Genomic DNA, 17,699 nt, shown 5'->3' with positions numbered 1-17,699 from the left:
GTAATTTACTAGCAAGTGAACATAAAAGTGTAAATTATATCATAGCTTACATAAATTTTTTAAATCCGATGATCTTCAGCACGTTGTTAGATTTAATACAGAAAGTATAATATTCCCCTATATGATAAATTACATTATAAATGTTATGCTAATTATACTCTTAATTTACTAATATAACTACACAACTTCTATATAAAGACCACGATTCATATCGTGGTTTTTATTTTAAAAAATGATAATGAAATTCATTTACAAAAAATAAAAATTATGATATATTAAAAATAGGCTTAAAATTATCGCGGCAAATTTCTGATTTTATAGGAGATGATAATTATGGCAAGAATGATGGGACCTAGATTTAAACAATGTAGAAGACTAGGGTTAAATGTATGTGGGCATCCAAAAGCAATGGATAGAGCTACAAAAGGAACGTCTAGAGCGGACAAAAAGCTTTCACCATATGGAGTACAGTTATTAGAAAAGCAAAGATTAAAGGCTTACTATGGTGTGTTAGAAAAGCAATTTTCTAACTATGTAAAAAAAGCGATGAAATCTAAAGACTCTACAGGTACAGCATTAGTACAAATGTTAGAATGTAGATTAGACAACTTAGTATATAGATTAGGGTTAGCAAGCTCTACAAGACAAGCTCGCCAAATGGTAGTTCATGGACATATACTAGTTAATGGGAAAAAAGTAGATATACCTTCTTATGGAGTGTCAGTAGGAGATGTTATATCTTTAAGAGAAAAATCTCAAAAAAATACAATGTTTAAAGATAGTTTTCAACAAAATGCTACTAGCCAATATCCTTACTTAACTAAGGATATAGAGAACTTTTCAGGTGTTCTTACTAGAAAGCCTGAAAGAAATGAAGTACCAATAGAAATTGACGATATTTTAGTTGTTGAGTACTACTCAAAATAATCTAAATATAAAATTACCATAAATCTTAGGGTTTATGGTAATTTTTTTATTTTAAGTATTTTATAAAGATAAAAATGGACAAAATGATAGTTATATTATAAGCTAATCTATATAAAATAATTAAAAGGAGGTCGTTAATGTATAGTTTGAACAATATCAAGCAAAATAATTGTCCACTAAAATTCATATCAAACATACTCGGAAAAAAATGGGTATGTGAAATAATATGGGAAATTGGTAATGATAAAAAAAGATTTGGAGAATTACAAAGGTGCATAGAAGGATGTAGCAAGAAGATGTTAATTCAACAATTAGAATTTTTAATCGAAAATGGAATAGTAATTAATGACAAAAAAGAATTAAAAAATAATATCCAATCAACATACTATTTAAGTGAATGTGGTGTTTCGTTACTTCCAATAATGGAAACTATGATACTTTGGAGTAACAAACATATTAAATGTGATTGTTAATTTTATATAGATATTAATCTGGTTACAAAAAAGTTACCAGTTGATACAAGAGCTCATACTTGTTATATTATAAAAAACAGGTATGAGCTCATTTACTTTATATAAAAATAATCGGAAGGAGGCAATACATGAATTATACGTTTTTTTCAGAATTTCTTATGGTCACGAATTATATGACTTTAATATCAATAGCAATTTTAATAGGAATGTTTTTTGTAATAAATAAATTAAGTAAAAAGATAAAATTTAATAAATTAATGATTTTATCAATAGTATTAGGGATTGGACTAGGAGTATTAGTCCATGCTATAGCAGGATTCCCAGAAGATCCTACTAAGGTAACTTGGTTAACAGAAGTATCTAAATGGTATGGGCTATTTGGATATGGTTTTATGGATTTATTAAAAATGTTAGTAGTTCCACTTGTGTTTGTTTCAATAGTAAGAGTAATAATGAACTTAAAGCAAGGTGAAAACCTAGGTAAATTAACAGGAAAGACTATTGTAATGTTATTAGGAACAACAGCGATAGCAGCAATAATAGGTATAGTAGTTGGAAATTTATTTAACTTAGGAGTAGGACACGAAGCGATAGTAAAAAGTGGAGAAATAAGAGAGGTTACACCAATAGTCGATACTATAAGAGGTTTATTACCATCAAATCCAGTAAATGCAATGGCACAAGCTAATGTAGTTGCAGTAGTAATATTTGCAGGATTTTTAGGTATAGCAGTAAAGAGACTTAATAAAAAGTATTCAGAAATAATAAAACCATTTGTAGATTTAGTAGAAGCATTTTATAAAATAATAATAAGTGTTTCTATAACAGTAATAAAACTAATGCCTTATGCAGTAGTTGCTTTAATGGCTACTACGATAATAGATAGAGGTGTAACATCAATATTAGATGTTATGGACTTTATAATAGCTCTTTATGTAAGTGTAGCAATAATGTTTATTGTACATTTAGTAATAATAACTTTAAGTGGGGTAAATCCTATAAAATACTTAAAAAATGTATCTAAACCACTTATATTAGCATTTACATCTAGATCAAGTTTAGGAACATTGCCTGTAACAATAGAAACACTTACAGATAATGTTAAAGTAGATCAAGGTATAGCAAGTTTTGTAGGAAGTTTAGGTTCTAATATGGGAATGAACGGTTGTGCAGGAATCTATCCAGCATTAATGGCAATTACTGTAGCTAATATGTCTGGTACTCCTATGAACTTTAGTTTTTATATCATGTTACTTATAGTAATAACTATAAGTTCGTTAGGAATAGCTGGGATACCAGGTACTGCAACAATGTCAGTTTCAGTAGTTATATCAGGTATGGGTATGGGAGCATATTTCCCGCTATTAGGTGGAATACTTGCTATAGATCCAATATTAGATATGGGACGTACAATGCTTAATGTTAATGGAACTATGGCTTCAGCAATAGCAGTTGCTAGTTCATTAGATAAAATTGAAAAAGATAAAATAAGTTAATAAAATCTATAAAAAACCTTCAAACAACTATTAATTATTTGAAGGTTTTTATTAGTTTTTTATATGAATATTTTTATTAAGAAATCTTTGAATTTATACATATACTATTTTCTTTAATTATTAGTTTGCCTAAAAAAGCTCCAATTAGTGCAGGAATAACCCAGTTAAATCCTATATTAGCAAATGGAAGATTGTTAATAAAAGGGATATTTATACCTAGATTACTAAGTACTGTAAGCAAGCTTGTTAATAATGTTGCATAAGCAGCACCCTTAAAAGCAGAATCTCTCTTAAATATTTTTCCAAACAAGCTCATTAGAACTAAAACTATTGAAACAGGATATAACACTGTTAGTATAGGAGCAGCAATAGCTATTATTTTATCTACGCCTAAATTAGAAAATATGGCACTAAATACACATATAAAGGTTACTATGTATTCATATTTTAGTTTTCTATTAGTTACATCTTCGAAATACTTAGCTGTAACAGAAGTTAATCCTATGGAAGTTGTTAAGCAAGCAAATGCAACAACTATACTTAATAATATAGTACCAGTATTTCCTAATAAAAGATTTGTTATATTAACTAGTAATTCTGTCTGAGAAATGCTAGCATCATACACCGTAGAAACTGTAGCTCCAAGATATGCTAGTCCACCATAAACTAGTGTAAGCCCAATACCTGCAATTAAAGATGCTTTTATCGTAAGGCTTATATTTTCTTTCTTATTTCTGTAACCTTTACTTAAGAAAGATGACATAACAAGTGCAGTTATACCACCTAATCCAAGGGCATCCATAGTTTGATAACCTTGAGTTACACCTCTCATAAATAGATTATCAGAAGAAATATTAGTATTTAACTCACCAATAGGAGATAATATCCCCTTGATTATTAAGATCGCTAACGCTGCTAAAAGTATAGGCGTTAAAAATTTACCTATAATATCCATAACCTTACTTGGTTTTATAGTTAATATAAACACTAGTGTAAAGAATAAAATTGAAAATATTATTGGATTAAATGAGTTATTTAGAGGAAGTATACTCATTTCAAATGTAGTTGCACCAGTTCTAGGCACTACTAATATTGGACCTAAGCACAACATCATTATTACTTCTAAAGTAAGCCCAAATCTTTTGCCAGCTTTTCCAATAACATCTTGGAATGAACCAGCCTTTGCTATTGCATTGATAGAAAGTAGTATTATACCAACATCTGCAATTATAAACCCTAAGAAACTCATTAGCCAATTGCTACCAGAGGTAACACCTATGTATGGTGGGAAAATCAAATTACCTGCTCCAAAGAACATTGAAAATAGTGCGAAACCAATAACAATAATATCAATATTTTTTTTCATAATAACACCTCTTTTTTTATTTTATATATAAAAAAGCCACATAGTATGTACCATGTGACTTTTATTTTGCCTAGGATAAATAAAAAAGCCACATAGTATTATCTATGTGGCTTTACATAACAAGTTAGCTTTCACCATCATAGATACAAACAAGTACCAGTTTGTATCTACGATTAATCTATCGTTCATAAATACAAACCAACTACAATAGCCAAAAGCTAAAATAAGATATATTTAATTGTTTATTGTTAGTTAGATTTGTATTAATTATCATATTTATATTCTCCTAAAAAATTTATATTTAAATTGATTATATATAGTTAAAGGGAATATGTCAATAATATTTTTCAGAAAATTTATACAAATTATTTTATAATTAAAGTAAAAAATATTTTATAAATATGCAGTAAATTATAAAGGCTTAAGTAATAGCAATTATAGAAAAAAATAAAAATTTAGTGTATATTAGTTAAATGCTAATATAAAAGTAATAAAATAAAAAGACAATCATAATACAATAAAACATTGAAATAAAATAAACATATTAGCCATATTCTATGATGGTTAATAAAACAATAATAGTAAAATTAGATAAGGTGGAATTAAATGAATAATAAATTTGAGAGTTTAAAATTAAATAAAGATATATTAAAAGCATTGTATAATTTAGGCTATAATTCACCATCGAAAGTTCAGAGTGAAGTTATACCAAGGTTATTAAGATATGAAAATATAATAGTCAAATCAAAAACTGGGAGTGGAAAAACTGCGAGCTTTGCTATACCAATATGTGAAACAGTAGAAGTGGATAATAACAATCTTCAAGCACTAATAGTTGTACCCACTAGAGAGTTAGCACTTCAAGTAAAAGAAGAGATATCTAATATAGGTAGATTGAAGAAAATAAGATGTAGTGCTATATTTGGAAAACAACCTATGAAAGATCAAATAAAGGAGTTAAAGCAAAGAGTTCATATTGTAGTAGCAACTCCAGGAAGAATAATTGATCATATAAGTAGGGGTACAATTAACCTTGAAAGTATAAGATATTTTATAATTGATGAAGCAGATAAAATGCTTAAAAAAGGGTTTGTAGAAGATATGGAGTTTATATTTAATAGTATACCTAAAAATAGCATTAAAGGACTATTCTCAGCGACTATAGATAAAGATATAAAAAATATTTGCTTAGAATATATGAAAGATGCAGAAATGGTAGAAGTAAAAAATGAAAATTTATTAAATAATAAACAAATATCAGAAAAGACAGTCAAAGTAGAGGATAAAAAAAAGTATGATACTTTAAAAAATATAATATATTCTCAGGCTCCAGTATCAGTTATGATATTTTGCAATACAAAAGAAACTGTTACAAAACTTTATAAAAATTTAAAGGAAGATAGGTTTTTAGTAACAGAACTTCATGGTGATATGTCTCAAGACAAAAGAAATTTTACGATAAAAGATTTTAAAAATGGTAAGTTTAATATACTAGTAAGTACAGATGTAGCTGGTAGAGGTATACATATAGATGACATATCTTTAGTTATAAATTTTAATGTGCCTAGAGATAAAGAAAACTATATACATAGAATAGGTAGGACAGGTAGAAAAAAAAGCTTTGGAAAATCTATAACTATGGTAAATCAAAAAGATGAAAAGTATATGGAAGAAATAGAACATTATATTGGATATAAAATAGAAGATCTAGATGACATAAAAAAAGAAGATATTGCTTTAGGAAAAGCTAAGTTTGAAGAAAATAATAAAAAAGTTTTAAAAAATAGAAAAAATAGAAATGAAGAAAAAAAGGTTCACAGTGAAGTAACGAGACTATACCTAAATGCTGGAAAGAAAAAGAAAATAAGAGTTATAGATATTGTTGGAGCTCTTAATAGTATAGAGGGAATAAATAATGAAGATATAGGTGTAATAGAGGTACAAGACCTTTGTTCTTATGTAGATATATTAAATCACAAAGGTGAAATTATATTAAAGAAGTATAAAGAGATTAGTGTAAAAAAGAAGATGGTAAAAATAAAAAAAGATAATAGATAAAAAACCCCCTTAACTTCTATAATACACCAAAAAAATATATAATAATAGCCTTAAAATGTAATTGTTTTCCTGTTATTATTTAAATATACAAGATATCTTGTATATTTAAAAATGTAGTCCAGATACAGGAGGTACATACTATGAGCGTAAAAATAATTTCAAAGCATGTAAAAGTTACAGAGGCAATAAGAGAAAAAATTGAAAGTAAGTTTGAAAAGCTAGAAAAATATATTAATGATGATTTTGATGTACATGTTAAAATAGATGTAAAGAGAAAAAATCAAAGTATTGAAGCGACAGTATATACTAAACATGGAACTATCGTTAGAGCTGAAGAATGCCAAGAAGATTTATATTCAGCAATAGACTTATTATATGATAAGCTTTATAAACAGCTTAGAAAATACAAAACACAAATGATAAGAAGAAATAGAAAAAATGAAAGTATAAGATTTGATAATATAGAGGAATATGAAGAAATAGATTTAGATGACGATGTAATAAAAAGAAGAAAGAAATTTAAAATGGACAAGCCAATAACTCCAGAAGATGCAATTGTTCAAATGAATTTATTAGGACATCAATTCTTTTTATTTAGAAATATAGAGACAAATAAAACAAGTATTATATATAAAAGACATGATGGATATGGCCTTATAGAACAAGTGTAGTGCCATAAACATTTAATAATAAAAACGTATTGAAATTTTCAATACGTTTTTATTATTAAATAGCTTATTATTATTAATATAACTTTAATTATTTAGATTTTAATTTTATATATTTGTGTGATATATAAAATATAATAAACCCAGCTAGACAAGTTGCTAGGGCTATAATTATATGTAAATCCACATCGTACTCAAATACATAAGAACAAGCATTATCTAAAGCATGGAACAATATACAAAGCCAAATGCTATTAGTTTCTATGTATATGTAAGTAAGTACAAAAGAAGAAGCAATACAACTAAGTGCAAATGGAATAAAACTAGTATGTTGTTGTGGTGTACCAACTACAAACCATAAAGGTAGATGCCATAAAGACCAAATAATACCTATTATTAGAGAACTCTTAAAAGGAGAAAATTTCTCTAGTAACTTAGGAAGTAAAAAACCTCTCCATCCTATTTCCTCTAATCCTCCCCCAAATATCATTACAGGAGTTAACCAACTTAAAAATATTAATGGAGATTTTAGTAGGGCACCATAACCTCTAAACATTTCAACTACTATATATGGAACAGTCCAAAGTATTAAAGCCGTAATAATAACATATAAATATTCCTTTAGACTCCTGTTTGCATTTACACAGTTTCTTAAAAATTTATCAAACTCATCTTTAGATAAAAACTTTTTAGAGGTAATTAATCCAGCTAAAGCAGGAGAATACCCTGAAATTGCATAAAACACCATGAAAATAGGAGAACCATATATTAAAATATTTAATTGTGTTGTAGATATAGTTACTGTAAATCCAATTATACAAAAAAGTATTAGTACTACAAAAAAGTACTTTGTATCTTTTGAAATCAATTTTTTTCGCCTCCGAATTTTTTATAAGAATTAATTTATAGAATAATTCAAAGTATATTGAAATTATTGAATAACTATATAATTATTATACATAAGAAAGTTAACTAATTTAATAGGAAAATTAAATAAAATTCGTATAATGAATATATATATCTAATTTATTTATAAACTAATAATTTGTTGATTATAAAAATATATTGTGCTACACTCAACTTGTAAAAATAAATAAAAGCTAGGGGAGCTATAATTGGATAGCTGAGAAGTAAAGCCATAACTTTCAGACTCTAAGAACCTGATTAAGATAATTCTTACGTAGGGAAGCTCGTATATTTTAATGTACCTAGATTTTTAGTTAAATAAGGCGCTCTCTATAAAAAGAGAGTGCTTTTTTAATGCTATTAAAGTTAAATTTATATAATTATTTTTGTATCTTATAAAAGATAATCCTTAAAAGGGGGAAACGTAAGTGAAGGTAAATGGGAAAGAGTTTGAATTTAAACCAGATATGACAATATCAAAATTATTAGAAGATATTGGAGTTAAAAAAGATAGAGTAGTAGTAGAGATAAATTTAAACATAATTGAAAATAATCAATACGATAGTTATATAGTAAGAGAAGAAGATGTTATAGAGGTCATAAGATTTGTTGGAGGAGGCTAAGATGCAACTTTTTATAAATGATCTACCTGTAAATATTGATAAGGATATAGTTACAGTAGATAAAGTTAAAGAAAAATATAAAAAAGATGCAGATATAATAATACTAAATGGTCATCCAATAGATACAGATGCAGATTTAGATTTAAAATTATATGAAAATGATAGAGTTACATTAATAAAAAAGGGTGAAATTCCAAAATTTGAAGAATTAGAAAATCTTATGGTTAGCAGACATACTCCAAATGTACATTATAAATTAAAAAATGGAAAAGTAGCAATATTAGGCATTGGTGGATTGGGTTCAAATATAGCTATATCTTTAGCTAGGATAGGTGTAGGAACATTAATACTAGCAGACTTTGATATAGTAGAACCATCTAATTTAAATAGACAACAATATTTTATAAGTGATATAGGAAAATATAAAACCGATGCACTTAAACATAATATAGAAAATATTAATCCATTTATAGAGGTTAGAACTATAAATAAAATAATAGATTCATCAAATATACATGAATTTGGGAATGTAGATATAATAATAGAGGCTTTTGATAATCCAAAGTACAAAGCAGAAATTGCAAATAGTATTTTAACTAAAATGAGAGATAAATATTTAATATCTTCGTCTGGAATGGCAGGATATTATGATTCTAACATAATAAAAACAAGAAAAATTAGAGATAAATTTTACATATGTGGAGATGGGATAAATGAAGCTAAAGAAGGTGATGGGCTTATGGCACCAAGGGTGGCTATATGTGCTAATCACATGGCTAACTTAGCAACAAAAATATTAATAGAAGATAAATAAGATTAGATGGGGGATAAAAATGGATAAATTAATATTAAATGGTCATGAATTTAATAGTAGACTTTTAATAGGAACAGGAAAATATAGTTCAAATGATATGTTACCAAGAGTAATTGAGTCAAGTAACAGTGAAATAATAACTATGGCATTAAGAAGAGTAGACTTAGACAATACAGAAGAAAATATACTATCACATATACCTAACAATATGACAATACTTCCTAATACATCAGGAGCGACTAATCATATGGAAGCTGTCAGGATAGCAAGAATAGCTAGAAAAATGGGATGTGGAAACTTTATAAAAATAGAAGTAATAAGTGATACAAAATACTTATTACCCGATAATGAAGAAACTATAAAAGCAACTAAAATACTTGCTGATGAAGGATTTGTAGTTCTTCCATATATGAGTCCAGATCTATATGCAGGCAAAAGGCTAATAGAAGCAGGGGCAGCAGCAGTTATGCCACTTGGGGCACCAATAGGTTCTAATAGAGGGCTTAAAATGAAAGAAATGATAAAAATAATGATAGAAGAATTAGATATACCAATAATAGTAGATGCAGGAATTGGAAAACCATCTCAGGCTATGGAAGCTATGGAAATGGGGGCAGCAGCAGTACTTGTAAACACTGCAATAGCTAGTGCAGGCGACCCTATAAAAATGGCGAATGCTTTCAAATTAGCAGTTGAAGGTGGAAGAGAAGCATATTTAGCTAAAACAGGAAGAGTAAGCAATTTTGCAAATGCATCTTCACCTCTTACTGGATTTTTAAGTGAAGTAGGTGTTTAATTTGAGTTTTTATAATGTTATAGAAAAGTATAAAGATATTGATATAGATAAATATCTAGAAAATGTATCAAATTATGATGTTTTAAGAAGTTTAGAAAAGGATAATTTAGATGAATATGATTTATTAAATTTATTATCGAAAAAAGCCACTAAATACCTGGAAGAAATGGCACAAAAAGCACACGAGATAACTAATAGATATTTTGGAAAGACTATACTTTTGTATACTCCTATGTATATAGCAAACTATTGTGTAAATAAATGTCTATACTGTGGATATAATATAGATTCTGGAATAAGTAGAAAAAAGCTCAACATTAATGAAATTAAAATAGAAGGAAATGAAATATCTAAAGAGGGATTTAAGCATTTGTTGCTTTTAACTGGAGAAAGTAAGATTCATTCAGACGTAGAGTATATAGGTGAAGCTGTAGAAGTTCTTAAAGATAAATTTCCATCTATTACAATAGAAGTTTATCCAATGGATGAAGAAGAGTATAAATATTTAGTAGATAAAGGCGTTGAAGGGCTTACTGTATACCAAGAAGTATATGATGAAAATATTTATAAAGAGGTACATTTAAAAGGTCCAAAATCTAATTATAAATATAGATTAGACTCACCAGAAAGAGGAATAAAAGCTGGAATGAGAAGTGTATCAATAGGTTCGTTACTTGGTCTTAATGATTTTAGAAAAGAAACTTTTTTTACATTAATGCATGGAAGATATTTAAGAAAAAAATATCCACATGTAGACGTTTCATACTCAATACCTAGAATAAGAACATTTAAGGGATGTTATGAAAAAATAATTGATATCAATGATAATGATTTAGTACAAGCTATGGTTGTTATGAGATTATTTGATAATCAAGGTGGTATAAATTTATCGACTAGAGAAAGCTTATCATTGCGAAGAAATTTAATACCTTTGGGAGTTACAAAATTAAGTGCAGGTGTATCAACAAATGTAGGAGGGCATTCTCAAAATAGTAAAGATACATCTCAATTTAAAATTAGTGATGAAAGTAGTGTTAGTGATATAAAAGCCATGTTAAAAGATATTGGATACCAACAAATATTTAAAGATTGGGAAAGGTTTTAATGTATCTAATAACGAATAGGCATCTATGCAAATATGATAGGTATATTGAAGTTATAAAAGAAGCATCTTATTGTGGCGTTAAAAATATAATACTAAGAGAAAAAGATCTGAGTAATGATGAGCTAGAAAATTTATATCTTAAGATTAAAAAAAATATAAATAAAGATACTAAGATAATAATAAATAGCAATATAGAAGTATTTAAAAGAGTTAATGCCGACGGTATACATTTACCATTTGATAAGTTTATAGATATTTATGATGAAAAAAATAAAAAAGATACAAATGAGTATATAGATATCAAAAACTTTAATAAAATATTAGGAGTATCAACTCATAGTATAAAAGATATAGTAGAAGTACTAAAAAGAAATGCAGATTATATATTTTTATCACACATATATGAAACTAAATGTAAGGAAAACTTAAAACCTAAAGGAATTGAAATATTAAAAGAGGCCAATTCTTTACTTACTAATTCAAATATAAATTTAATTGCATTAGGTGGAATAACACCTAGCAATGTCAAATACATAGTAGATTATTGTGATGATATAGCTGTTATGTCTAACCTAATGAGTAGTAAAAATATAAAAAAAACAATAAATGAATATAATATAGATTAAAAGTTAGCGTCTAAAATAATTTTTATTATTTTAGACGCTAACTTTTATTATAAATAGGTATTTTTATGTATTTTACTATTTAAAATAGTTACAATCTTTGATCTAGTAAAGGATTAGAATTTAAAGTTAATACCATTTAAATCATGAGTTTTATTTAGATAAATTAACTTTTATTGAGATTTTTATTACATAATCATCATATTCTTGAACTGCTAAATCATCAAGTATTATATCTTCATAGAAATGACCTTGAACAGACAGATTATTTTCTTCTATAAACTTTAAAATCTTATTATAAGTAATGCTAGTGTTATAATAACTACCACTATGATATGCAACAATGTACAATCCCTTAGCTTTAGTAAAATTAGAATATTCTTTATTAGGAAGTTTATTATATATACATTTATAATCTAAGTAATTACCATTAGCTATATCACTGTATTCAAGCATTTCACCTAAAAAATGGGGGTAAGCTATACCTCTATCTTCACAACGACCTATATGAGCAGAAAAAGCCTCATAAACTTCTTTATCTGTAGAACAATTAAAAACTTTTGAAATAAATATGTATTCTTCTTGTAATGGTAAAATGCTGACTTTATCTGTATAATTATTAATAAAATCTTTTGAGTATTCAATTTTTCTATCAATAAAGAGTTTTATCTGGTTTAACTTATCTATTTTATTGATTACATTTATACGTTCCTTTTCTAGTAAATTAATTAATTCATTGGGATTTCTCTTACTTAAGTATTCTTTTATTTCTTTTAAAGGCATACCAATATCCTTTAGCATTGTTATAGCTCCAAACGTTTCTATTTGTTGATAAGAATAATATCTATAATTATTATCTCCTTTTATTTCAGGAGAAAAAATTCCAACTTGATCGTAATGATAAAGAGTTTGCTTACTAGTTTTGCAAAGCTTAGCAAATTCTCCAGTAGTAAAATGTATATTCTTATTAATTTTCATATAAAACACTCCAGATAATATAATAGTTTAATTATAAATATAACACAAAATGTTTAAGATTAAACTAATTAGCATTAATTTATGATAGTCTCCAATTCAAAAGTAAATACTATAAAAATAATAAAATTTTTATAGTAGGAAGATATGGAAAGTGTAAGGGAAGTTTTAACAAATGGAAATTTTACTTATTAGTAAAAATTAAATTAAAATTTTTTAAGGAAAATATAAGTATTTTATATCCACAAATGGATATTAATTAAAAAAAAGAAGATAAGTAGATTTTATTGCAAAAATTATGGTGTATTTGATTTTGTATAATGAACAAACTAATGTTAAATAGATTATAAAAAGGAGTGAAGGTAGTGGAAGATAATAATTCTTTTATGGATGGATTAAGAAATTTGGGAAAGCAACTACTTTACACAGAAAGTGAGAATACAAATACTGATAGAGAGAATATAACAGAAATAAACAGTAATGGGAATAAAAGATGTATAACTAGAGCAGGCGCAGGGCCTAAAAGTCATAATAGAGTAGATAACCCAAATAATAAATTTAGATAAATAATAAAATAATATCATTATGGAGGTAGTAATATGAAAAAAGGATTAATACCAGTAGCTTTAGGAACAGTAGTAACAGCAACAGGATTGATGTTAGATGCTAAGCAAAATAAAAAAGAGAAGTTCAATAGAAAAGATTATAAAAATATGGCAGGTGCACTTCTAGTGGGAGCAGGAGTTGCTCATATTGCCTTAGGTGGAATAGACATAGCTAAATATTAAAATAAGAGGAGATTATTCATTCTCCTCTTATTTTATATTATATTTAGAAATCACCATTATTAGGTATTTGTCATATAAATGAAAACAAGTCGTTAATATATGTAAGAGCTTATTTTTGTTTTTGAAGATAAAAATTTAAATTAATAATTATTAATAAATAAAAAAATATTGACAATGATAATAATTATCAATACAATAAAAGTAAGTTGAAAATTAATTTCAAGAGATATGTGTTTTCATATAAGGTTATAGCTAGGAGGAAAGATGAAGAAAAGATACTTAGGAATAATATTGATAATATTATCTGCAATATCAGTATTTTTAGGAGTACATAACATAAAGATAGTAGATATATTAACTTTAAATGAAGAACAATTAAATATTTTATTAATAAGCAGATTGCCTAGATTAATAAGTATATTAGTTGCAGGAATAGGAATGAGTATATGCGGTCTTATAATGCAACAAATAAGTAGAAATAAATTTGTATCTCCAACAACAGGAGCTACTATTGATTCAGCTCAATTAGGACTGATATTTGCGATGCTAATTCTACCAAATGCAACTATGGGTAGCAAAATGATAACATCTTTTGTATTTGCTCTTGGTGGGACCTTTATATTCATGAAAATATTAAAAAGTTTAAAGTTTAAAAATGCTGTGTTTGTACCGTTAGTTGGTATAATGTTTGGAAATATAATAGGTTCAATGACGACTTTTATAGCATATAAATATGATTTAATGCAAGATATAACTTCTTGGATGCAAGGAAATTTCTCTATGATACTTAAAGGAAACTATGAAATATTATACATAACAATACCAATGATAATACTTGCATATATTTATGCAAATAAATTTACTATAGCTGGTATGGGTGAAGATTTTGCGACAAACCTAGGACTTAATTACAATAAAGTTGTGAACTTAGGGTTAATTATCGTAGCAATAGTTACAGTATGTGTAGTAATAACAGTAGGAAGTATACCTTTTATAGGATTAATAGTACCAAATATAGTATCAATTTATAAAGGTGATAATGTAAAAGATAGTATATGGCATACAGGGTTATTTGGAGCAATATTTGTGTTAACATGTGATATATTCTCAAGGATTGTAATATATCCTTATGAAATACCAATAGGATTAACAGTTGGTGTTATAGGAAGTATAGTTTTCCTTTATATGATATTAAGGAGGAAGTCATATGCAAGTTAGTAGTGTAAATAAATTACCTAGTAAAAATATAAATATTAGATTACAAAAAGAAAACAGGCAAAAAAGAATTATATATTTAATAGGATTAATGGTTATTGCATTTTCAGCACTATTCTTAATAGCAGGGGTAAATCCAGAACATATAGATTATGCTATGAGCCAAAGAATACCTAAGTTAATAGCAATAGTATTAACAGGTGGATGTATAGCTTTTTCATCCATGATTTTTCAAACCATAACTAATAATAATATACTTACACCAAGTGTATTAGGTTTAGATTCTTTATACATATTAGTTCAGACGCTTATAGTATTTATTGTTGGAATAGATAGCAAATTTATAGCAAGTAAAAGTCATAACTTTTTATTATCAGTAGTAATAATGGTTGTAGCATCTTTTGTTTTATATAAGAAACTTTTTGAAAAAAGTGGGAATAATATATTTTTCTTACTTCTTGTAGGGATGATATTTGGAACTTTGTTTAAAAGTATGTCTACTTTCATGCAAGTTGTAATAGACCCAAATGAGTATGCTACTCTTCAAAATAGCCTACATGCAAGTTTTGGGAATGTAAATACAGAAATACTTTTAATAGCATCCATAATTTTAATAGCAATAATACCATTTATATATGATGAACTTAAGTATTTAGATGTATTATGTTTAGGTAAAGATAATGCCATAAATTTAGGTGTGGATTATGATAAAGTTGTTAAAAAGATGATAATAGTAGTATCTATATTAGTATCAATATCTACAGCTTTAGTAGGTCCAATAACTTTCTTAGGACTATTAGTAGTAAATATAACAAAGCAACTGCTAAGCACATATAAGCACAGTTACTTAATAGTAGCATCGATTCTTATAAGTATATCAACATTAGTTGGTGGTCAATTCTTAGTAGAAAGAGTATTTAGCTTTAATACAACTCTAAGTGTAATTATAAACTTTGTAGGAGGAGTATATTTTATATACTTATTGCTAAAGGAGAGTAAAGCATAATGATAGTAGTAAAAGATATAATAAAAAAATATTCAAATAAGTCAGTAGTTGACAATGTTTCAATAAATATAGAAAAAGGAAAAATAACATCCTTTATAGGCCCAAATGGAGCTGGAAAAAGTACTGCCCTATCTATAATAACTAGGTTAATGAAAAAAGATGGTGGAGAAGTTATTATAGATGGAAAGAGATTAGAAGATTGGGATAATAAAGAATTATCTACTAAAATAGCTATATTAAAACAATCTAATCATATAAATCTAAAGCTTACAATAAGAGAGCTTGTTGCCTTTGGAAGGTTTCCACATAGTCAAGGAAGGCTTACAGAAGAAGATAATAAATATATAGATGAAGCAATAGAATATATGAAGCTTAAAAGTATAGAAGATAGATACTTAGATGAATTAAGTGGAGGACAAAGACAAAGAGCTTACATAGCAATGGTTATAGCTCAAAATACGGAATATGTATTTTTAGATGAACCACTTAATAATTTAGACATGAAGCACTCAGTTGAAATGATGAGGGTACTTAGAAATTTATGTGATGAGCTAGGAAAGACTGTAATTTTAGTTATGCATGATATAAATTATACATCTTGCTATTCAGATTATATAGTAGCACTTAAAGATGGAAAAATAGCAAAGCATGGAAAGACTGATGAGATAATAAATAAGGAAGTATTAGAAGCAATATATGAGATGAAATTTGATATTCAAGAGATAAATGGAGATAAAATTTGTATTTATTTCTAAAAAATTTAAGGTTTTAATGATAAAGATAATCAATATAAAATAATAGAAATTATTAGGAGGACTTATTATGAATAAAAAAGTAGCAGCTATATCAGGTTTGGTTATAGCAGGATTAATAGGAGGGGCATTAGTATTTTCAAATAAAGGAGATAAAGAAGTTGCATCTAAAGCAGATGAAACAGTTAAGGTAGAGCATGCCTTAGGAACTACGGAGGTAGGAGTTAATCCTAAGAGAGTGGTAGTGTTTGACTATGCAGCATTAGATGCAATGCAAAGTTTAGGTATAGATGGTGTAGTAGGAACTCCGCAATCATCTTCGATACCAGAATATTTAAGCGAATACAAAGGGTCTAAGTATGGAAATGTTGGAGGCTTAAAAGAACCAAATTTAGAAAAGGTAAATGAACTTAAGCCAGATTTAATAATAATAAATGGAAGACAACATAGTTTCTATGATAAGTTTACGGAAATAGCACCAACTATATCATTATCAAAAGAAGATGGGAAGTACATGGAATCTTTTACTCACAATATGGAGGTTATAGGAGATATATTTGATAAAGAAGATAAGGTAGATGCTGAGTTAGCTAAGATAAATAAAAAAGTAGAAGAAATAAATAAGAAAGTAACAGAAAAAGATTTAGATGCAACAACTTTAATGGTTAGTGATGGATCATTAAGTGTACTTGGATCAGAATCAAGATTTGGGATAATATATAAGAGTTTAGGATTTAAAGAGACAGATGAGAATGTGAAAAATTCTGATCATGGACAAGATGTTTCATTTGAATATATAGCAAGTCAAGATTCAGATTATATATTTGTTGTTGATAAGTCAGTTATATCTAGTGATGAAGGTCAAAAGCCAGCACAGGAAATATTAAATAATGAATTAATAAATAATACTAGGGCAGCTAAAGATGGAAATATAGTTTATTTAGATACTCATTCATGGTATTTAAGTGATGGTGGAATAATATCTACAAATACTATGCTAGATGAGGTAGATGAAGCAATAAGCAAATAATAATTCACGTATAATACAAATAAATGTAACTTACTAAAAGTTGTATGAGGATGGGTTTAATTCTTATACAACTTTTGT

At 26.9% G+C, this 17,699-nt stretch carries 19 protein-coding genes and 1 riboswitch; of the genes, 16 read left to right on the top strand and 3 right to left on the bottom strand.

The window, feature by feature from the left end; translation table 11 throughout:
- Positions 1-333 precede the first annotated feature (333 nt).
- The 3 genes from rpsD to I4U66_RS04955 all read left to right on the top strand — a co-directional run bounded on the left by rpsD (position 334) and on the right by I4U66_RS04955 (position 2,896).
- On the top strand, positions 334-927 hold the full coding sequence (gene rpsD / locus I4U66_RS04965) for a 30S ribosomal protein S4 (RefSeq protein ID WP_092922918.1): 594 nt from the start codon (positions 334-336) through the stop codon (positions 925-927).
- 137 nt (positions 928-1,064) lie between these two features.
- Positions 1,065-1,400 (top strand): winged helix-turn-helix transcriptional regulator, encoded by a 336-nt coding sequence (locus tag I4U66_RS04960; RefSeq protein ID WP_092922921.1) that lies wholly within the window; start codon positions 1,065-1,067, stop codon positions 1,398-1,400.
- 128 nt (positions 1,401-1,528) lie between these two features.
- Entirely contained in the window at positions 1,529-2,896 is a 1,368-nt protein-coding gene (locus I4U66_RS04955) for a cation:dicarboxylate symporter family transporter (protein ID WP_092922924.1), read from the top strand.
- A gap of 76 nt (positions 2,897-2,972) precedes the next feature.
- Here I4U66_RS04955 and brnQ read toward each other — a convergent pair whose 3' ends face one another.
- On the bottom strand, positions 2,973-4,262 hold the full coding sequence (gene brnQ / locus I4U66_RS04950) for a branched-chain amino acid transport system II carrier protein (protein ID WP_092922927.1): 1,290 nt from the start codon (positions 4,260-4,262) through the stop codon (positions 2,973-2,975).
- Positions 4,263-4,868: 606 nt separating this feature from the next.
- Between brnQ and I4U66_RS04945 the strand changes: the two genes are divergently transcribed.
- Positions 4,869-6,320, top strand: coding sequence for a DEAD/DEAH box helicase (locus I4U66_RS04945; RefSeq protein ID WP_166504819.1), 1,452 nt, complete (start codon positions 4,869-4,871; stop codon positions 6,318-6,320).
- A gap of 140 nt (positions 6,321-6,460) precedes the next feature.
- Positions 6,461-6,991: a ribosome hibernation-promoting factor, HPF/YfiA family gene (gene hpf, locus I4U66_RS04940; protein WP_092922933.1), complete on the top strand. Its 531-nt coding sequence runs from the start codon at positions 6,461-6,463 to the stop codon at positions 6,989-6,991.
- Between the two features lie 88 nt (positions 6,992-7,079).
- Here the strand turns inward: hpf and I4U66_RS04935 are convergent, their stop codons facing one another.
- The gene (locus tag I4U66_RS04935; RefSeq protein WP_092922936.1) at positions 7,080-7,856 is read right to left on the bottom strand and encodes a CPBP family intramembrane glutamic endopeptidase; all 777 of its coding nucleotides are present in this window, start codon (positions 7,854-7,856) and stop codon (positions 7,080-7,082) included.
- A 224-nt stretch (positions 7,857-8,080) separates the two neighbouring features.
- Positions 8,081-8,192, top strand: a riboswitch (TPP riboswitch).
- A gap of 130 nt (positions 8,193-8,322) precedes the next feature.
- On the opposite strand from I4U66_RS04935, the gene thiS reads away from it, so the two are divergent.
- The 5 genes from thiS to I4U66_RS04910 are packed head-to-tail and all read left to right on the top strand — an operon-like array spanning position 8,323 to position 11,858.
- Positions 8,323-8,517 (top strand): sulfur carrier protein ThiS, encoded by a 195-nt coding sequence (gene thiS / locus I4U66_RS04930; RefSeq protein ID WP_092922939.1) that lies wholly within the window; start codon positions 8,323-8,325, stop codon positions 8,515-8,517.
- 1 nt (position 8,518) lies between these two features.
- Positions 8,519-9,331 carry a sulfur carrier protein ThiS adenylyltransferase ThiF gene (thiF, locus tag I4U66_RS04925; protein ID WP_092922942.1) on the top strand — a complete coding sequence of 271 codons (813 nt, stop codon included), beginning with the start codon at positions 8,519-8,521 and terminating at the stop codon, positions 9,329-9,331.
- Positions 9,332-9,350: 19 nt separating this feature from the next.
- Positions 9,351-10,127, top strand: coding sequence for a thiazole synthase (locus I4U66_RS04920; protein ID WP_092922945.1), 777 nt, complete (start codon positions 9,351-9,353; stop codon positions 10,125-10,127).
- 1 nt (position 10,128) lies between these two features.
- Positions 10,129-11,232, top strand: a complete 1,104-nt coding sequence (gene thiH, locus I4U66_RS04915) for a 2-iminoacetate synthase ThiH (RefSeq protein WP_195928551.1) — start codon at positions 10,129-10,131, stop codon at positions 11,230-11,232.
- A complete protein-coding gene (locus I4U66_RS04910) occupies positions 11,232-11,858 on the top strand; it encodes a thiamine phosphate synthase (protein WP_092922951.1) in 627 nt (208 codons plus the stop codon). Before thiH ends, I4U66_RS04910 begins: the two co-directional genes overlap by 1 nt.
- A 150-nt stretch (positions 11,859-12,008) precedes the next feature.
- On the opposite strand, the gene I4U66_RS04905 is transcribed toward I4U66_RS04910, so the two are convergent.
- A complete protein-coding gene (locus I4U66_RS04905) occupies positions 12,009-12,833 on the bottom strand; it encodes a MerR family transcriptional regulator (RefSeq protein WP_195928550.1) in 825 nt (274 codons plus the stop codon).
- Positions 12,834-13,195: 362 nt separating this feature from the next.
- Between I4U66_RS04905 and I4U66_RS04900 the strand changes: the two genes are divergently transcribed.
- The 6 genes from I4U66_RS04900 to I4U66_RS04875 all read left to right on the top strand — a co-directional run bounded on the left by I4U66_RS04900 (position 13,196) and on the right by I4U66_RS04875 (position 17,621).
- Positions 13,196-13,396, top strand: coding sequence for a hypothetical protein (locus I4U66_RS04900; RefSeq protein ID WP_092922958.1), 201 nt, complete (start codon positions 13,196-13,198; stop codon positions 13,394-13,396).
- A 33-nt stretch (positions 13,397-13,429) separates the two neighbouring features.
- Complete coding sequence (locus I4U66_RS04895; protein WP_092922961.1) at positions 13,430-13,618, top strand: hypothetical protein; 189 nt, start codon at positions 13,430-13,432, stop codon at positions 13,616-13,618.
- Positions 13,619-13,882: 264 nt separating this feature from the next.
- Positions 13,883-14,836 carry an ABC transporter permease gene (locus I4U66_RS04890; RefSeq protein ID WP_092922964.1) on the top strand — a complete coding sequence of 318 codons (954 nt, stop codon included), beginning with the start codon at positions 13,883-13,885 and terminating at the stop codon, positions 14,834-14,836.
- On the top strand, positions 14,826-15,839 hold the full coding sequence (locus I4U66_RS04885) for an iron chelate uptake ABC transporter family permease subunit (protein ID WP_092922967.1): 1,014 nt from the start codon (positions 14,826-14,828) through the stop codon (positions 15,837-15,839). The genes I4U66_RS04890 and I4U66_RS04885 overlap by 11 nt, the downstream gene beginning before the upstream one ends.
- A complete protein-coding gene (locus I4U66_RS04880; protein ID WP_092922970.1) occupies positions 15,839-16,594 on the top strand; it encodes an iron ABC transporter ATP-binding protein in 756 nt (251 codons plus the stop codon). Before I4U66_RS04885 ends, I4U66_RS04880 begins: the two co-directional genes overlap by 1 nt.
- Positions 16,595-16,661: 67 nt before the next feature.
- Positions 16,662-17,621 carry a siderophore ABC transporter substrate-binding protein gene (locus I4U66_RS04875; RefSeq protein WP_092922973.1) on the top strand — a complete coding sequence of 320 codons (960 nt, stop codon included), beginning with the start codon at positions 16,662-16,664 and terminating at the stop codon, positions 17,619-17,621.
- The last annotated feature ends 78 nt before the right edge of the window (positions 17,622-17,699 follow it).

This window comes from Romboutsia sp. D33t1_170424_H2 (assembly GCF_015669105.1).
GTDB classification, from domain to species: domain Bacteria; phylum Bacillota; class Clostridia; order Peptostreptococcales; family Peptostreptococcaceae; genus Romboutsia_C; species Romboutsia_C hominis.
Note: the sequence above shows the minus strand (reverse complement) of the source record. Positions and strands in the feature narration are given on the sequence as shown.

What these genes read in the sequence shown, in the direction of transcription:
- rpsD (WP_092922918.1), top strand. Translation starts at nt 334, where the DNA reads ATGGCAAGAATGATGGGACCTAGATTTAAACAATGTAGAAGACTAGGG.
- I4U66_RS04960 (WP_092922921.1), top strand. Translation starts at nt 1,065, where the DNA reads ATGTATAGTTTGAACAATATCAAGCAAAATAATTGTCCACTAAAATTC.
- I4U66_RS04955 (WP_092922924.1), top strand. Translation starts at nt 1,529, where the DNA reads ATGAATTATACGTTTTTTTCAGAATTTCTTATGGTCACGAATTATATG.
- brnQ (WP_092922927.1), bottom strand. Translation starts at nt 4,262, where the DNA reads ATGAAAAAAAATATTGATATTATTGTTATTGGTTTCGCACTATTTTCA.
- I4U66_RS04945 (WP_166504819.1), top strand. Translation starts at nt 4,869, where the DNA reads ATGAATAATAAATTTGAGAGTTTAAAATTAAATAAAGATATATTAAAA.
- hpf (WP_092922933.1), top strand. Translation starts at nt 6,461, where the DNA reads ATGAGCGTAAAAATAATTTCAAAGCATGTAAAAGTTACAGAGGCAATA.
- thiF (WP_092922942.1), top strand. Translation starts at nt 8,519, where the DNA reads ATGCAACTTTTTATAAATGATCTACCTGTAAATATTGATAAGGATATA.
- I4U66_RS04920 (WP_092922945.1), top strand. Translation starts at nt 9,351, where the DNA reads ATGGATAAATTAATATTAAATGGTCATGAATTTAATAGTAGACTTTTA.
- I4U66_RS04910 (WP_092922951.1), top strand. Translation starts at nt 11,232, where the DNA reads ATGTATCTAATAACGAATAGGCATCTATGCAAATATGATAGGTATATT.
- I4U66_RS04905 (WP_195928550.1), bottom strand. Translation starts at nt 12,833, where the DNA reads ATGAAAATTAATAAGAATATACATTTTACTACTGGAGAATTTGCTAAG.
- I4U66_RS04895 (WP_092922961.1), top strand. Translation starts at nt 13,430, where the DNA reads ATGAAAAAAGGATTAATACCAGTAGCTTTAGGAACAGTAGTAACAGCA.
- I4U66_RS04890 (WP_092922964.1), top strand. Translation starts at nt 13,883, where the DNA reads ATGAAGAAAAGATACTTAGGAATAATATTGATAATATTATCTGCAATA.
- I4U66_RS04885 (WP_092922967.1), top strand. Translation starts at nt 14,826, where the DNA reads ATGCAAGTTAGTAGTGTAAATAAATTACCTAGTAAAAATATAAATATT.
- I4U66_RS04880 (WP_092922970.1), top strand. Translation starts at nt 15,839, where the DNA reads ATGATAGTAGTAAAAGATATAATAAAAAAATATTCAAATAAGTCAGTA.
- I4U66_RS04875 (WP_092922973.1), top strand. Translation starts at nt 16,662, where the DNA reads ATGAATAAAAAAGTAGCAGCTATATCAGGTTTGGTTATAGCAGGATTA.